The sequence below is a fragment of the Nodosilinea nodulosa PCC 7104 genome (assembly GCF_000309385.1).
Classification (GTDB): domain Bacteria; phylum Cyanobacteriota; class Cyanobacteriia; order Phormidesmidales; family Phormidesmidaceae; genus Nodosilinea; species Nodosilinea nodulosa.
Genome location: NZ_JH976537.1, coordinates 5,275,325 through 5,289,603, shown reverse-complemented (window position 1 = coordinate 5,289,603; position 14,279 = coordinate 5,275,325). Strand labels below are relative to the sequence as shown.

General features: G+C 60.3%; 15 protein-coding genes and 1 pseudogene. 9 read left to right on the top strand and 7 right to left on the bottom strand.

The annotated features are described in order from the left end of the window. Positions 1-109 precede the first annotated feature (109 nt). The gene (locus LEPTO7104_RS0124520) at positions 110-367 is read left to right on the top strand and encodes a CRR7 family NDH-1 assembly protein (protein WP_017301237.1); all 258 of its coding nucleotides are present in this window, start codon (positions 110-112) and stop codon (positions 365-367) included. Between the two features lie 81 nt (positions 368-448). Here LEPTO7104_RS0124520 and LEPTO7104_RS43745 read toward each other — a convergent pair. Then, positions 449-701: pseudogene (locus LEPTO7104_RS43745) on the bottom strand (IS982 family transposase); the annotation flags it as partial. A gap of 56 nt (positions 702-757) precedes the next feature. Further along, positions 758-1,816 (bottom strand): histidinol-phosphate transaminase, encoded by a 1,059-nt coding sequence (gene hisC / locus LEPTO7104_RS0124510; RefSeq protein ID WP_017301235.1) that lies wholly within the window; start codon positions 1,814-1,816, stop codon positions 758-760. A gap of 74 nt (positions 1,817-1,890) precedes the next feature. Between hisC and LEPTO7104_RS0124505 the strand changes: the two genes are divergently transcribed. Both LEPTO7104_RS0124505 and LEPTO7104_RS37330 read left to right on the top strand, forming a co-directional pair. After that, a complete protein-coding gene (locus tag LEPTO7104_RS0124505; protein WP_017301234.1) occupies positions 1,891-2,553 on the top strand; it encodes a glutathione S-transferase family protein in 663 nt (220 codons plus the stop codon). A gap of 4 nt (positions 2,554-2,557) precedes the next feature. Next, the gene (locus tag LEPTO7104_RS37330) at positions 2,558-4,075 is read left to right on the top strand and encodes a phospholipid carrier-dependent glycosyltransferase (protein ID WP_017301233.1); all 1,518 of its coding nucleotides are present in this window, start codon (positions 2,558-2,560) and stop codon (positions 4,073-4,075) included. A 35-nt stretch (positions 4,076-4,110) separates the two neighbouring features. Here LEPTO7104_RS37330 and LEPTO7104_RS0124495 read toward each other — a convergent pair whose 3' ends face one another. Continuing rightward, positions 4,111-4,767, bottom strand: coding sequence for a riboflavin synthase (locus LEPTO7104_RS0124495; protein WP_017301232.1), 657 nt, complete (start codon positions 4,765-4,767; stop codon positions 4,111-4,113). A gap of 311 nt (positions 4,768-5,078) precedes the next feature. Between LEPTO7104_RS0124495 and LEPTO7104_RS0124490 the strand changes: the two genes are divergently transcribed. The 4 genes from LEPTO7104_RS0124490 to map all read left to right on the top strand — a co-directional run bounded on the left by LEPTO7104_RS0124490 (position 5,079) and on the right by map (position 8,475). Then, positions 5,079-5,603 (top strand): bifunctional nuclease family protein, encoded by a 525-nt coding sequence (locus LEPTO7104_RS0124490; protein ID WP_017301231.1) that lies wholly within the window; start codon positions 5,079-5,081, stop codon positions 5,601-5,603. Between the two features lie 55 nt (positions 5,604-5,658). Beyond that, positions 5,659-6,786: an aldo/keto reductase gene (locus LEPTO7104_RS0124485; protein ID WP_017301230.1), complete on the top strand. Its 1,128-nt coding sequence runs from the start codon at positions 5,659-5,661 to the stop codon at positions 6,784-6,786. 88 nt (positions 6,787-6,874) lie between these two features. Further along, complete coding sequence (locus LEPTO7104_RS0124480) at positions 6,875-7,489, top strand: hypothetical protein (protein WP_017301229.1); 615 nt, start codon at positions 6,875-6,877, stop codon at positions 7,487-7,489. Between the two features lie 131 nt (positions 7,490-7,620). Next, a complete protein-coding gene (map, locus tag LEPTO7104_RS0124475; RefSeq protein WP_017301228.1) occupies positions 7,621-8,475 on the top strand; it encodes a type I methionyl aminopeptidase in 855 nt (284 codons plus the stop codon). A 207-nt stretch (positions 8,476-8,682) separates the two neighbouring features. On the opposite strand, the gene LEPTO7104_RS0124470 is transcribed toward map, so the two are convergent. Then, entirely contained in the window at positions 8,683-9,294 is a 612-nt protein-coding gene (locus tag LEPTO7104_RS0124470; RefSeq protein WP_017301227.1) for a TetR/AcrR family transcriptional regulator, read from the bottom strand. A gap of 96 nt (positions 9,295-9,390) precedes the next feature. On the opposite strand from LEPTO7104_RS0124470, the gene LEPTO7104_RS0124465 reads away from it, so the two are divergent. Further along, positions 9,391-9,801: an acyl-CoA thioesterase gene (locus LEPTO7104_RS0124465; protein WP_017301226.1), complete on the top strand. Its 411-nt coding sequence runs from the start codon at positions 9,391-9,393 to the stop codon at positions 9,799-9,801. Between the two features lie 235 nt (positions 9,802-10,036). Here the strand turns inward: LEPTO7104_RS0124465 and LEPTO7104_RS0124460 are convergent, their stop codons facing one another. Then, positions 10,037-11,326, bottom strand: a complete 1,290-nt coding sequence (locus LEPTO7104_RS0124460; RefSeq protein ID WP_017301225.1) for a peptidase MATCAP family protein — start codon at positions 11,324-11,326, stop codon at positions 10,037-10,039. 174 nt (positions 11,327-11,500) lie between these two features. On the opposite strand from LEPTO7104_RS0124460, the gene LEPTO7104_RS35165 reads away from it, so the two are divergent. After that, the gene (locus tag LEPTO7104_RS35165; protein ID WP_017301224.1) at positions 11,501-12,007 is read left to right on the top strand and encodes a Rid family hydrolase; all 507 of its coding nucleotides are present in this window, start codon (positions 11,501-11,503) and stop codon (positions 12,005-12,007) included. Between the two features lie 3 nt (positions 12,008-12,010). Here LEPTO7104_RS35165 and LEPTO7104_RS0124450 read toward each other — a convergent pair whose 3' ends face one another. Next, positions 12,011-13,456, bottom strand: coding sequence for a DUF2252 domain-containing protein (locus tag LEPTO7104_RS0124450; protein WP_225887035.1), 1,446 nt, complete (start codon positions 13,454-13,456; stop codon positions 12,011-12,013). Between the two features lie 9 nt (positions 13,457-13,465). Further along, entirely contained in the window at positions 13,466-14,176 is a 711-nt protein-coding gene (locus tag LEPTO7104_RS35160; protein ID WP_017301222.1) for a GDSL-type esterase/lipase family protein, read from the bottom strand. Positions 14,177-14,279: the final 103 nt, after the last annotated feature.

Genomic DNA, 14,279 nt, shown 5'->3' with positions numbered 1-14,279 from the left:
TCTCTGGGATGGCCCTGAAACGCAGAAGCACTCACTAAACGTACCCCAAAGACGGTAAAGGCAGCCAGGGCGTTTACGATCAAACTAGGTTTCCTTAAGGTTTGACTCCATGCCCGACGCCATTATGTACCAAGAGGATATGTTTGTTGTGCTGATGCCCGGCGCAGCGGAAGAGTTTGTCACCCCCGAGGAGCTGCTGGAGCGGCTGGCGGGACTGCTGCGCGATCGCCAGCAAGACTTGCCCCGCGACCTCCAGCGCTTTGGCACCGTGACCGAGCAAGCCCAGCACCTGCGCGACACCGCCTGCGAACTGGAGCTAGCCCCCGGCGAAGCTATGCAGTGGTACGTGGTGCGCCTGGAGAAGTAACGAGGCTGAACCCAGCCTGGTCATTACGGTCTATCGAACCAGCCTTATTTCAAAGTATTGAAGGGCTTAGCCATGAAGGTGGTCTACGACGCTGAGGCCGGTGCAAGGGCCAAAACAGTGCTTCAGGTACAGGCACAGGGAAGCATCTCTGAGGGCATCCATTCCCCAAAGTGGTTGTAGCTGGGCCGGGAAAGGCCTCTCGCCAATGCGCGCAGACATGCTTGCGGTAGAACGCCCTGAAGTTTCGATAGTGCTGTTGGTGGAAGCACACCAGCATTGTCGTGATCTCGCTCAGGCTCAGCGATCGCTGGCGCTGACGGTGTTTAACCCCGTCTGGAGTAATGTTGACAGCCAACAATATAAACAGTCCCTGACTGCGTCCATGTCGCATTACGTAGTGCGGGTTAAACGGGTTAGGGCGGCGATCAGGGCGTGATTTTGCTCCTCGGTGCCCACCGAAATTCGCAGCTTGTCGTCTAGCCGGGGCTGTTTGAAGTAGCGTACTAAAATGCCCTGCTCTTTTAGGGCCAGATACAGCTGCTCCGCATTGCCCTGGGGCGGTGCGGCCAAGACAAAGTTGCCGTGGGAATCGAGCACGGTGAACCTCAGATGCCGCAGTTCTTTGGTCAATGCCGTTCGCGAGGCTTTGATTTTGGCTACGCAAGCATTTTTGTAGGCCTGATCGCGCATGGCCGCTGTTCCTAGGGCGATCGCGATCGCATCTACGTTATAGCTGTCTTTCACCTTAAATAGCTCCGCCAGCAGCGCCGGGTGGGCAATGCCAAACCCCAGCCGCAGCCCCGCCAGCGAATAGCCCTTCGACAGGGTCCGCAGCAGCACCACGTTGTCGAACTCCTGCACCAGCGACAGCGCCGAACCCTCGGCAAAATCCACGTAGGCCTCATCCACCACCACCAGGCCCGAAGCCTGCTGCGCCAGTGCTCGCAGGTCGGCCAGCGCCACCCCATGACCCGACGGGCTATTGGGCGACGCGATGAACGTAATTGCCCCCTGGGCCGCCACCAGTTCCTTGAGCGGAAACTGAAAGTTGTCGGGATAGGGAACCTCGACCACGGTGGCAGGCTGCAGCGCCGCCAGGGTGCGGTACAGCACGTAGGTCGGCGTGGGGTAGACAATTGGTCGGGCTGAGTCGTCCGCACAGGTGCGCACCAGCAGATTCAGCAGGTCGTCGCTGCCGTTGACGACAATGATCCAGTCGGCGGGTACGCCCAGAACCTCGGCGATCGCCTGGCAAAAGCGGCGGGCAAACGGGTCGGGATAGCGCCGGAGCTGCTCATAGTCAACCTGTCGCAGCGCCTCAATGACGCTGGGCGACGGCGGATAGGGGTTTTCGTTGGAGTTGAGCTTGATAATGCCTGAACCGGGGCGGGGCTGCTCTCCCGGCACGTAGCCAGCCATGGCCTCAATATTGGGACGAACGTAACTCATGGCGGGTGGTAGATGATAGTGCGCGCCTGTGAAATGCTAGAGCACAGGAATCTATAGTGCGAGGCCGTTGAACCATGCTGACCTTTTACCATACTCCGCTGTCGATCAATTCTCGCCGGGTCTGGGTGGCGCTGCTGGAGAAAAATTTGCCCTTTGACGCCCACGTCGTTGCCCTCAGCGGCGACCAGTTTCAGCCCGAATTTCTGGCGCTCAACCCCTTTCACCACATTCCGGTGCTGGTGGACGATGGCTTCACCGTGATCGAATCCTTCGCCATTTTGGACTATCTGGAGGCCAAGTACCCGACGCCCTCGCTGCTGGCCACCACGCCCGAGGATATTGCCAAGATGCGCATGGTCGAAATGGTGACGGTGAATGAACTGGTGCCCGCCATCAACCCGCTGACCAAGCAAATGATGGGCTTTGGCCAAGAGTCTGACGAGGCGATCGCGGCGGCCCAGCAAAAGGCCGAGGTGGTGCTCACGTTCTACGCCGACAAGCTGGGCGATCGGCCCTTTTTCTGCGGCGACCAGCTCACCCTGGCCGATGTGGTGGCGGGCACCTTTGCCCCCTGGTTTGAGGCCCTGGGGCTGCCCATGGAGAACTACCCCACCCTGCAAGCCTGGACCAACCGCCTGATCGAGCGCCCCGCCTGGCAAACGACTCAACCCACCCAAGAGGATCTGGCTGCTTTCCGCGATCGCATGCAGCAGCGCATGGCCGCCCAGGGGCAGTAGCGCGATGGGCGCGAGGCGCAAAAGTCCCCTCTGGACTGGGGCGCTGGGGGTCGGGGCACTGGCGCTGACGCTGCACCTGTGGCACCTGGGCCAACCCCACACCCTGGTCTTCGACGAAGTTTACTATGTGCCCTTTGCCCTCGACGACCTCCAGGGTGCGCCCAGCTTCGACGCCCACCCGCCCCTGGGGAAGTATTTCATTGCCCTAGGCCTCTGGCTGGGGCAGTGGCCCGCCGCCTGGCTGGGCTGGCCCACGGTAGAGGTAGAGGGCACTTTGGTGAGCCCCCTGGCCTTTCGCTGGCTCAATGCCCTGGTGGGCTCAGCCGTGCCGCTGCTGCTGGCGGCCCTGGCCTGGAATCTGGGAGCAATTCACCCCGGTTATGGGCGCGATCGGCTGGCGATCGCAGGGGAAGATCCCCCCAAATCTCCCTTAAAAAGCGGGACTTTGAAGCAGGCAATTACCCCACTTTTTGAGGGGAGAAGGGGAGATCCCCTCACGCTGCGTCAGCACCGATTCGCTCTCCTGGCCGGATTGCTGATGACGATGGAAGGGCTGACCCTGGTGGAGTCGCGCCTGGCGTTGATCAACATCTACGGGCTGGCGCTGGGGCTGCTGGGCCAGTGGGCCTGGATAGCGGCGCGGCGGGCGCCACGCCCGGCTCGCTGGCGCTGGGCCGCAGGCATCGCCCTGGGGGCCGCCATCAATGTCAAGTGGAACTGGGCCGGGTTCTGGCTGGGGCTGCTGCTGTGGGAGATTGTGCCCGATCTGCCCCACCGACCACAGCCCCAAATACCCCCTTCGATCCAAAATCCAAAATCCAAAATCCAAAATTCCCGCCGAGTGGCCTACCTGGTCGTGATTCCGCTGCTCACCTACCTGCTGCTGTGGCTGCCCTACCTGGCGATGACCGGCGAATCGCTGGGAGAAGTTCACCGCCAGATGTGGGCCTTTCACCACTCGGCTGAGGTGGAAGGCGAGCATCCCTACTGTTCGCCCTGGTACAGTTGGCCGCTGATGCTGCGGCCCATGGCTTACTTTTACGATCGCGCTGGCCAGGGCCAAGGCGCGATCGCCACCACGATTCACGCCATGGGCAACCCGGTGCTCTGGTGGCTGTCTACGGCGGCGGTGCTGGCGCTGGCGCTGGGCTGGCTGGGGCGGCAGATTGCGGCTAACACTGCCTCCACCGAGACACCCCGTGGGGGCGCAGCTGGCTGCACCCCTACCACCGGGCCAGTGGTGGGGTTCATTTTGGTTAACTACCTAACCAACTGGCTGCCCTGGGTGCTGGTCAGCCGCTGCACGTTTCTGTATCACGCCATGGGGATGGTGGCTTTTAGCGGGCTGGGGCTGGCCTGGCTGATGGCGCAGTGGCTGGAGAACCCGCGCCATCGCCCGCTGGCCCTGGGGCTGCTGGGCGCGATCGCCCTCAGCTTCTGGTTCTGGCTGCCCCTTTACCTGGGCAACCCGCTCACCGTAGAGGCGCTCCAGCGCCGCTGGCTGCTGCGGGGGTGGATTTAGCCGCCCGTCTTCTCTGGGGTCTTAACTTTGGGGCCTCAATACCCGTGCTCGGCCAAAAACTCCAGGGAAAGGCCGTCCCCCGCGGGTGCGGCCTCGCCCCCCATAAACTTCTCGACATACTTGCCCAGCACGTCGCCCTCCAGGTTCACCGTTTGGCCGGGGCGCAGGTGTTGCAGGGTGGTTTCGCGGTAGGTCACGGGAATTACCGCTACGGCGAACCAGTTGCCGCTGGGGCTACAGTCGGCCACCGTCAGGCTGATGCCATTTACCGCGATGCTGCCCTTGGGCACAATGTAGCGGGCCACGCGGCGATCGCCCACGGTAAAGCTCAGCCGCCAGGCGTCGGCGGTGGCGGTGGCCTCCTCCAGCTGCCCCTGGCCGTCGATGTGGCCAGTGACGAAGTGGCCGCCAATTTTGCTGCCCACCCGCAGCGACGACTCCAGGTTGACGCGGCTGCCGTCAGCGAGCCTGCCCAAACTGGTGCGATCGAGGGTTTCGGGCGACACCGCCGCCACAAAACCATCGGGCAAAATCGTCTCCACCGTCAGGCAAATGCCGTCTACGGCAATGCTGTCGCCCAGCTCCACATCGGCCAGGGTAGGGGGTAGAGCAGCCGTCTGCCAGCGGATATAGACCTGGGTGTCGCCCTTGTGAAAGAGCGTGCCCGTCGCTTGAATGAGTCCGGTAAACATAGCCGTAAGGTCAGGGAAACTCTCGGTAAAATTACGGACCACCCGGCCCGCGAGCGGGGCATACGTAAAATCAATATTTTTTTTCTTTTAGAGTATCTCGGATTCAATCGGTCAATGGATAAGCTTTAGGTAGACTAAACGGGCAACCCCTATCAAAGCCACTTTAAGACCACCCCATTTTGCTTCTTTCGGCCTGCCGCCCATGCAAATGGCCCGCCGCACAAATAGCCCAGTACACTGGAAAGGGTATCGCTTCCAGGCTGACAAGAACGCTAGAGCACGCCAGTCAACGGATCCAAGAGGCTAAGACAATGATTGAAATGAGAGTCGCCGGGATTGCCCTAGATGCGATGTCGCGAACTCCGGTGATTTTGCTCAGGGACACGACCGATCGCCGCCAGGTCCCCATCTACATCAGCCGCGAGCAGGCCAACTCCATCATTGCGGTGCTTGAAAACCAGCCCGCTCCGCGTCCCCTCACCCATGACCTGTTCGTAAACCTGCTCGACGAGTGGGATATGACCCTGGAACGAGTGGTGATTCACTCGCTGCAAGACAACACCTACTACGCTCTGCTCACCCTCTCCAGGGGCGAGATTCGCCGTGAGCTAGACTCGCGACCCAGCGATGCGATCGCGATCGCCCTCCGCCTCGACGCCCCCATCTGGGTCATGGAAGAGGTGATCGCCGAAGCTTCGATTCCTGTCGATCGCGATGCCGACGAGGCAGAAACCCAGGCGTTTCAGGCGTTTCTGGCCAACCTCAACCCCTCCGACTTCATTCAGCGGGGCAAGTCATCCACCAGCAACGATCCCCTGGAAAGCTCCGATTCCTAGGTTCTGGCCCATCGGCTCTGCTTTGTAAACGGCTCTTGGAACGCGGCCCCAAACTATGGACTATCGGCGGTTTGGTCGCACCAATCTCTCCCTGTCGGTGCTGTCGCTGGGCACCATGCGCGCCCTGGCCTCCGAGGACGTATTCCGAGCAACGCTGGCCGCTGGGCTGGCCCTGGGCATCAACCACATCGAAACCGCCCAGGGCTACGGCACCAGCGAACGCTGGCTAGGGGCTTTTCTCAAAACGGCTGCGATCCCTGGCAACCTCGTTATCACCACCAAAATTTTGCCCCAGCCCAGCGCTGCTACCATGGCCCAGCGCCTTGAGGAGTCCCTGGATCGACTGGATGTAGGCTACATCCACTGCCTGGCCATCCACGGGCTAAACACTCCCGAGCACCTGGCCTGGGTGCGCGATCCCCAGGGCTGCATGGCGGCGGTGCGCCGGTTTCAGGCCGAGGGCAAGATTGGCCACGTGGGCTTCTCCACCCACGGCAGCCGGGAGGTGATTGAGGGGGCGATCGCCACCGACCAGTTCGATTTCGTCAATCTGCACTACTACTACTTTTTTCAGCGCCACGCCTCCATTCTGGAGCTGGCGGCTCGGCACGACCTGGGCGTCTTCATCATTTCCCCCGGCGACAAGGGCGGCATGCTCTACAGCCCGCCGGAGGTGCTGAAGGATCTCTGCGCCCCGTTTAGCCCTTTGGAGTTAACCTACCGCTGGCTGCTCAGCGATCCCCGCGTTACCACCCTCAGCACCGGCCCCGCCATCCCGGCGGAACTGGCTCCCCTGGCGTCTCTGGGAAGCCAAACTCAGCCGCTCACGGCTGAAGAACTCGCGGCCCTAGAACGGCTCTCGGCCCAGGAATCTACCGCCCTGGGCAGCGATCGCTGCGCCCAGTGCTACGACTGCCTACCCTGCCCCGAAGCCATCCACATTCCCGAGGTGCTGCGCCTGCGCAACCTGGCCGTGGCCTACGACATGCAGGCCTTTGGCGAGTACCGCTACCGCATGTTCGAGAACGCGGGCCACTGGTTCCCTGGTCGCAAGGCCAGCCGCTGCACCGACTGCGGCGACTGCCTGCCCCGCTGCCCCGAACAGCTGGATATCCCCACCCTGCTGCGCGACACCCACGATCGCCTCAAAGGTCCCGCCCGCCGCCGTCTGTGGGATCATTGATGAGATTGGCCGAGCCGACCTATGGATGACTCCCAGGAAATGGCCTGCGTAAGATGCGGAAATTGCTGCCAAGATTGCTGTCAAAATTATGAATAATCCAATCAATAGCCTGCTGCTAATCGGTCTGGCTCTGGCCCAAACCTCTGGAATTGTGGGGGGCACTAACGCTGCCGAACCCCAGCCTGCCGATCAGCATAGCACCAGCATTCAGCATGTTATGGAACAGGCGCGATCGCGCTTTCCCGCCGCTGTCGCCGGATTGGAAGCAGCCTGTGCTGAACCCGACACCCTGGCCGCCGTGAGCTACGGGGAGGCCGACGGGGCCGACTATGCCGGGTTTTACTGCTGGGCACCTCCTGGAGATGACGGGTCACGTTCTGGACAGTGGCTCGGGCGGCTGCCCCTGCATGAGCGAGATCAGCCCTTTGCCAAACCCTACCGCTGCCCCGCCACCGATGACCCATGCGCAGCCCTATGGCCCCAGCTACAGGCTCTCTACTCAAGCGCGATCGCCCAGGCCGAATTCAACTGCGCCATCAAAAACGGCACGCTTTTTCTGGAGACTCACCCAAATGCCGTTGACCTGCGCTGCGACTTCTTTGCCACCACCGTATGGGATGAAAACGGCGATGGCCAGGTTGATTATGAAGATCCGGTCGGGGTCGATATCTCCGTCACGCTGCTGCCGCTGCCGCAGGAATAAAGGATCGGGTTGTTATACTAACGAAGTGGCATTTTTGGCGTTGCTCCAGTCAAAAGCTGGGCGACAAGAACGGGTGGGTGAAGATTAATTTCAGACCCTGGTGTTCTTACCGCAGACGAAATGCCTACACTATGCTCAAGGCATTTCCCCTTAGCCATTCACCCCAGCCAAATCACACCGTGGAAGAACAAAAGCAACCCTCCGAAGTCATCACTCTGCTCTCCAGCCGCGAGCTAGAGAAAATGCGCAAAGCCTGCCAGCTTGCCGCCCAGCTGCTCGACTACCTGACGCCCCACGTTAAGCCCGGCGTCAGCACCCAGGAGCTCAACGACCTGGCCGAAGCCTGGACCCAAAAGCACGGAGCTAGGAGTGCGCCCCTGGGCTATGCCGGTACGGTAATGCCCTTCCCCCGCTCCATCTGTACCAGCATTAACGAGGTCATCTGCCACGGCATTCCCAACGGTGAAGACATCCTGCGCGACGGCGACATCATCAATATCGATGTCACCCCCATTCTCGACGGCTACCACGGCGATACGTCCCGCACCTTCTTAGTGGGCGATGTCTCCCCCGCCGCCCGCCGCCTGGTCGAAGTCACCGAAGAATCCATGTGGCGGGGCATTCGCGCCGTTAAGCCCGGTGCGCGGGTGGGCGACATTGGTGCGGCCATTCAAGACTATGCCGAGGGCGAAGGGTTCTCTGTGGTGCGCGACTTTGTGGGTCACGGGGTACACCGCATCTTCCACGCCGCGCCGCAAATTCCCCACTACGGCGAGAAGGGCAAGGGCAAGAAGCTGCGCCCCGGCATGGTCTTCACCATCGAACCGATGATCAACATCGGCAGCTACGAGGCCGAAATTTTGGTTGACGGCTGGACGGCGATCACCGTCGATCGCTCCCTCTCGGCCCAGTTTGAGCACACTGTAGTGGTGACGAAAGACGGCGTCGACGTGCTGACGCTTTCCCCGGCTAAGGTGCTGGCCTAGTCAATTAAGTATGACGGGTTGGGGGCAATGGGATCGTTTGCCCGATTGAGCAAATTTACGAGGGCGTGGTGCTACCCCCCGGTTAACGATCAGCTTGTCTCTCTGGGGGTAGGTAGCGCTAGCAGTGTGCTGCAAAACGTTCTCTAACGCTGGGTGGCTCTGTATTTCACTCACCCTGTCGATCGCGATGCTGTCGGTCAATTAGCATCAATTGTCACCATCAACCGTCAGCTGAACAATCGAGTCGAGGGCAGCTTGAATTCGCTGCCAACCAGCAGGCGAGCTAAAGTCGATGCCCATAAACGTGCTGCTAGACTTAGTTCGCAGCATGAGATAGACCACCCCCGCGACTAAAACCGCACTAATAGCCGGAATATCTTTGTCTGGAGGAAAAGACTGTTTTTCCTCTAAAAACTTCAGGCTGTCTAGGTCAAATTTGTCGCGCACATCGGCCAGTTCACGGGTCAGTGCGTTGCCTTCCAGTAATTCCCACCGCAAAATTTCCTGGGTCATGGGGCGCCCTTGCAAATTATCTGAAAACCTTGACAGCAGATAGGCCATCCAGTCGGCCAGGGTTTCCGCTTTCGCCACCGACTCATCGCCCACCAGCTCATCCACCGTCGGCCAATAGTCTCCCTCTTTAGCAAAACACTGGAGCAGCAGGGGTAGCCCCTCAAAATAGCGATAGATCAGGACTTTATCGACCCCGGCCTCACGGGCGATCGCATTCACCCCCAGGCCCTTAAAACCAGCTTCGGCCAAGAGCTTACCGACCGCCGCCAAAATTCGAGCCTTGGTCTCTTCTTTATCGCGCGCCATCCGTTCCCCTCGCCAGCTTGTCACCACTCGGTGACCATGATACCGTGTCACTGTGCGGTGACTTGCGTCGATTCATTCCCTGGCTGAGCGCAGACTATGCCCAAACTTCTCTTCGATCTTGAGGTTTATACCTATCACATTGATTTTGCTGGTCATGTGAATAACTCGGTTTATATTCAATGGATGGAGATTGGGCGTATAAAGCTGCTGGAGGCTGTCGGTATGCCCGTTCATGAAGTGCTCCAGCAGGGCACCGCGCCAATTTTGGTGGAGACAAACATTATCTATAAGCTGCCGCTGTATTTGGGCGATCGCGTCCAGGTTCAGATGTGGCTATCTGAGCTGCGCCATGCCTCCGCCGTGATGCAGTTCCGGTTTCACAATGGCGACCAGTTGCTTGCCGCCGAGGGTAGGCAAAAAGGGTTATTTGTAGATGCCAAGACGATGCGCCCCAAGCGTTTAACCGCTGAAGAAAAGACCTTATTTACACCCTATTTGCAGGTATAGCCATAGTCCCGTTGGTTAGGACATCCAGAAACCCTATGAACGTTCAAACGTTTGAACGTTCATAGGAGACCTGTCTTAACCAAACTGGCCACAGCTATAGCAGCTGAGGTTTAAGCGCGCGTTTTCGGCTAGTACTCGAAGGCTGAAATATCTTCACCGTTTTGGCACGCTTGGCTCCCTGGCTCCCCCGCCCCCTAGCTCGCAGAAATAGTCCCTAAGCTTCCGCCTCAGATTACTAGCGGCCTGACACATCTACAACAGGGGTATTTTCGAGCAGCTTTTTAACGGCGGCGGTGGCTCGCTCCGACTCGATCTGGTTCATAAAGGTCGAGTAGGTCAGCAGGGCCAGCAGGTAGCGGGGGTCGCTCACCCAGGGCGGCACGAACTGGGGCAGCTGGCATAGCCCCGCCGCCGTCAGTTCCGCCAGGGCGGGCAGGTCGTAGATATCCAGCTTGCCGCAAAACAGCAGCAGCAGGCAGTCGGCCCGCCCGGCGCTAAACATAGCCCGAATGGTGGTGCTCACCTGCAGCAGCCCGTACAGATACACCACATCCTTAGTAAACGGTGCCCCGCCGGTCATCACCCCGCCGCGAAACACCCGCCGGGCGCTCTCAAAGGACTGATCGGGCCTGTCGGTGCGCTCCAGAAAATATTGGTACACCTGCAAAAAGTCAGCGCCTTCCACCGCCATTTGGATTGCAAAGACGCGATCGGCCAGGCGCTGAAAGCGATTTAGCTCAATAGTACCGCTGAGGATTTCAGCGAATACGGCTAACCCTTCCTGGGTGCGGGTGGTGCCGGGGTGCCCCGCCGAGAGAATGGGCAGCAGGCGTTGGGCCTTGCCATTGAGAGCAGTGGCGACATGGATATGGGCCTCGTGGTGCAGCAGCTGGGCCGCATCGCGATCGGTAAAGCGGGCATCGCGGCGCAGGCGAATGCGGCTGGCCGAAGCCAGGGCGTTGGCCGACAGGGCATCCACCACCTGAATTTCGGGGGCGGCGTCACCGAAGTGCTGTTTGACCGCGACCTCAATCTCTTGGGCCACAAAATTGGCATCGTGAAACTCCGGCGGCGAAATATCAATGTTGATGTGGTCAAGCTGCTGAATGACGGACTGGATCTGCCAGGCTAAATCCAGCGTGGTTTCGGTGTCGAACCGCATGGGGGTGGTGGGTTCGCCGTAGGCGCGGCGGGAGTGCTCAAAGAAGGCGGGGGTGCCGACGACCGCCAGCATTCTGGCCCCGGTTTCCAGGGCGTAGGCCTGGCGCTCCAGCCAGGCGTCAATCACCGAGCCACCTAAAATATCCCGTCGGGCGGCGTGGACTAACTCCAGCACCGGCTGCGGATCGAAGCTTGGGTACTCGACCTGGGGCAGCTCTCTAGCGCCCTGGGCAAAAAAGTCGGCTTTAACCCGGTCGGGCCAGGCGATCGCCTTGAGAATTTTGATTGGCCTGGCCGCCTGGTAGAGCCGCTGGGCCACGGCACAAATCCGGTCGCGATCGCTGGCATCGAGGGGAGTCGCCATAGAAATTGTCAGGCCTAGCGCGGGGATGATTGTAAGCCTACTGCCAGGGCGATCGCCCCCGGCAAAAGCGTTCTAATTTTCTAAGCATTTTGCGCCTCAGTCTCTCTCTACAGGTGCCCGACAGGACCGCAAAAATAAAGGTATGCTAAGGCTGTTTTTACGCTAGGCAAAGCAATGGCGCGGCAGCGGGCATTTTCGGGCACCCCTTGGGAAGAGAAGGTTGGCTACTGCCGGGCGCTGCGGGTGGGCCAGCAGATATTTGTCTCAGGCACCGCCCCCAGCGACGGCCAGGGCGGCACCTTTGCGCCGGGCGACGCCTACGCCCAAACCAAGCGCTGCTTTGAAATCATTCAGCAGGCGCTACAGGAAGTGGGGGCCGACCTGAGCGATGTGGTCAGAACCCGGATCTATGTCACCGACATGGCTCACTGGGAGGCGATCGCCCGTGCCCACCACGAGCTGTTTGCCGACCACCCGCCAGTCAATACCACCGTCGAAATTCCGGCCCTGATGAACCCCGACATGCTGGTCGAAGTTGAGGTAGATGCCCTCGGTGACGAAACCCCGCCTCAGCCATCGCCCCCTGCTCGCCTCCAGAGCATGATTTTGGGTCGCCCCATTCAGCCCGCCACCCTACCGCCCATAACCGCCACCGACCTAGACGAAGGCTGTTTAGACTAAGGTCTAGGCGTCTTGCTCAACGGGGATGCGTCCCTGCTTGGCAGCGGCCACTAAGGCGTCGTAGTCGCGATCGTTTTGGTCGGCGTAGGCTTCGGCAAAGGGCACCAGGGCATCGGCCAGGGTTTCGCCTTTGCCAATATAGCCCGACAGCATGGTGGCATCCCCCGACTTGGCATGGGCCAGGGCCAAAGCCCAGCCGCAAAGGGCGCAGTAGTCAGGCAATTTAGAAACTCGAAATTTGTCGGGGTCGAGCTTAACTCCGCCCTTCATATCGCGCAGCTGGCGCACATAGTAGTGAATGCTGCCAAGGGTGCCCCAACCCAGAAAAATATCCGGGGACCCCTGGATGAGCCTTTGGCCAATCACCACTCGTCGGCCCTGATGCTGGTCGGGTAGGCGGTAGCTGCAAGGGGCTTTCGCGTAGGGGGCCAGCACCGAGGGTTGGGCCTCTTTGATCTGTAAAAAGAGCGGGTCGCTGGCGTTTTTGCCCTCCAGGTAGGCCACCCAGCAGCGGGTGCCGACGCTGCCCACACCTACCACCTTGTGGGCTACGTCCATCAGCCGATAGCGCGACAGCAAAAAGCGGCGATCGCCACTCAGCGATGTCCCGTAGTCCTGCATCAACGCTCTTAAATCGGTCTCTACCTTAGACCAGTTGCCTAGGGTCTCAGCCCGCACCACCAGCGGCGGCGACTCGACGATGTGGTGGCGATCGTCTACCAGATTGGTCATTTCGTCGAGCACCTGTAGGTGGTTGCGACGACGCGCCTTAGTCAGCACCCGCTGGGCGTACTTCTCGGCGCTGTCGGGCAGTTTCTCCAGCAGTTCGTTGGTGGTAATGGTGTCGTACCACAGGTCGAGGTAGCCTAGCTCAGCGTAGGTTTGCAGGTGCTCCGCGTAGGACTGCACCGTAGCCCGTACCGCGTCTTTACAGAGGGCGCGAGTCCGGCCCGAATCGCCCTGAGAATTGCCTCCCAAATATCGCCCCGCCACTACGGCGCTGGCTACCAGCCGCTTCAGATCCCACTCCCAGGGGCCGGGGTAGGTTTCATCAAAGTCGTTGATGGCAAATACCAGGTTGCGCTCGGCGGAGGCAAACACCCCAAAATTGGACACATGCATATCGCCACAGGCCTGTACGTAGAGACCAGTGGTCGGGGCTGAGGCAATGTCGCCGATCATAAGAGCCGCCGACCCCCGCAAAAACGCAAACGGCGACGCCAGCATGCGCCCGTAGCGAATGGGCACCAGGTCCGAAATGCGGTTAGCATCCTGGGCCATGAGCCGCTCTACCGGATCTAGGCGATCGGCAGCAGGGGCGTAGCGGCCCTGGTCAGACCGTCTAACGCTTTGGCGCAGGGCTTTGCCTGCCGCCATCGCTTCGGCTACCGATAGGGGAGCGGCCTGGGGATGAAAATCGGGAGATTGCACGACGGGTATAGATGTCACGTCCCTAACCTAAAGTTGGACGGAGGGGAGATCGACGGCGGTTTGAAAAGCATCCCAGCCCAAGATGTCGTGCAGCAGGGCCCGATACCCGGCCACATTGGGGTGCAGGCCGTCGGCAGAAATCAGCGGCGACCACCAGGCTTCGCCTCGCCCCAACCAGAGATTCAGCACATCGAGGTAGGGAATATTGTGGCTGGTACAGGCCAGGCGGGTGGCCTCGCGGTAGCGCCACTGGTCGCTGTGGCTGTAGTACAGCACTTCAGAAAAAGGCATGGCCTGCTCGTTTACGGGGGTCATGCCCACAAATAGCACCGGACACAGCTGCCGCGCCTGGGTCAGCAGCGCTTCTATTTGAGCTTGAAAATCGTCGAAGTCGGTGCGGTTGCGGCCCAGGGAGCTGCCCACTCGGGCCGAGTCGTTAATGCCCACCGACAGCACAATCAGGTCGGGCAGGCGATTGCGCAATTCACCCCGGTAGCGAAACTCCTGGTCGAGGCGCTGGTGCACCTGACCCACCCCGTCGCCCCGCACCCCCAGGTTATAGAAAACAGCCCCCTCTCGGCCTGGGGCCATGGTCAGGCGGCGCAGGCGCTCGACCCAGCCGCCGCCCTCGGGGTCACCAAAGCCGTACACCAGGCTGTCACCCAGCACCAGCACTTTTTGGGGATGGACATGCTTAAAGGTAATGCCTGGCGTGGAGCTGGGGTGAGAGGCAAGCATAGGGAGAGTGGCGTTACGAGGTTGGGCTAGACGGTTCTAGGTCTGATATAGGGGCCAGCGGTAGACGCTAATGGCGAGGTCGGGCTAGGGTTTGTTTTAAATT

What these genes read in the sequence shown, in the direction of transcription:
- hisC (WP_017301235.1), bottom strand. Translation starts at nt 1,816, where the DNA reads ATGAGTTACGTTCGTCCCAATATTGAGGCCATGGCTGGCTACGTGCCG.
- LEPTO7104_RS0124465 (WP_017301226.1), top strand. Translation starts at nt 9,391, where the DNA reads ATGCCCAAACTTCTCTTCGATCTTGAGGTTTATACCTATCACATTGAT.
- LEPTO7104_RS0124505 (WP_017301234.1), top strand. Translation starts at nt 1,891, where the DNA reads ATGCTGACCTTTTACCATACTCCGCTGTCGATCAATTCTCGCCGGGTC.
- LEPTO7104_RS0124470 (WP_017301227.1), bottom strand. Translation starts at nt 9,294, where the DNA reads ATGGCGCGCGATAAAGAAGAGACCAAGGCTCGAATTTTGGCGGCGGTC.
- LEPTO7104_RS0124480 (WP_017301229.1), top strand. Translation starts at nt 6,875, where the DNA reads ATGAATAATCCAATCAATAGCCTGCTGCTAATCGGTCTGGCTCTGGCC.
- LEPTO7104_RS35160 (WP_017301222.1), bottom strand. Translation starts at nt 14,176, where the DNA reads ATGCTTGCCTCTCACCCCAGCTCCACGCCAGGCATTACCTTTAAGCAT.
- LEPTO7104_RS0124460 (WP_017301225.1), bottom strand. Translation starts at nt 11,326, where the DNA reads ATGGCGACTCCCCTCGATGCCAGCGATCGCGACCGGATTTGTGCCGTG.
- LEPTO7104_RS35165 (WP_017301224.1), top strand. Translation starts at nt 11,501, where the DNA reads ATGGCGCGGCAGCGGGCATTTTCGGGCACCCCTTGGGAAGAGAAGGTT.
- LEPTO7104_RS0124520 (WP_017301237.1), top strand. Translation starts at nt 110, where the DNA reads ATGCCCGACGCCATTATGTACCAAGAGGATATGTTTGTTGTGCTGATG.
- LEPTO7104_RS0124485 (WP_017301230.1), top strand. Translation starts at nt 5,659, where the DNA reads ATGGACTATCGGCGGTTTGGTCGCACCAATCTCTCCCTGTCGGTGCTG.
- LEPTO7104_RS0124495 (WP_017301232.1), bottom strand. Translation starts at nt 4,767, where the DNA reads ATGTTTACCGGACTCATTCAAGCGACGGGCACGCTCTTTCACAAGGGC.
- LEPTO7104_RS0124490 (WP_017301231.1), top strand. Translation starts at nt 5,079, where the DNA reads ATGATTGAAATGAGAGTCGCCGGGATTGCCCTAGATGCGATGTCGCGA.
- map (WP_017301228.1), top strand. Translation starts at nt 7,621, where the DNA reads ATGCTCAAGGCATTTCCCCTTAGCCATTCACCCCAGCCAAATCACACC.
- LEPTO7104_RS37330 (WP_017301233.1), top strand. Translation starts at nt 2,558, where the DNA reads ATGGGCGCGAGGCGCAAAAGTCCCCTCTGGACTGGGGCGCTGGGGGTC.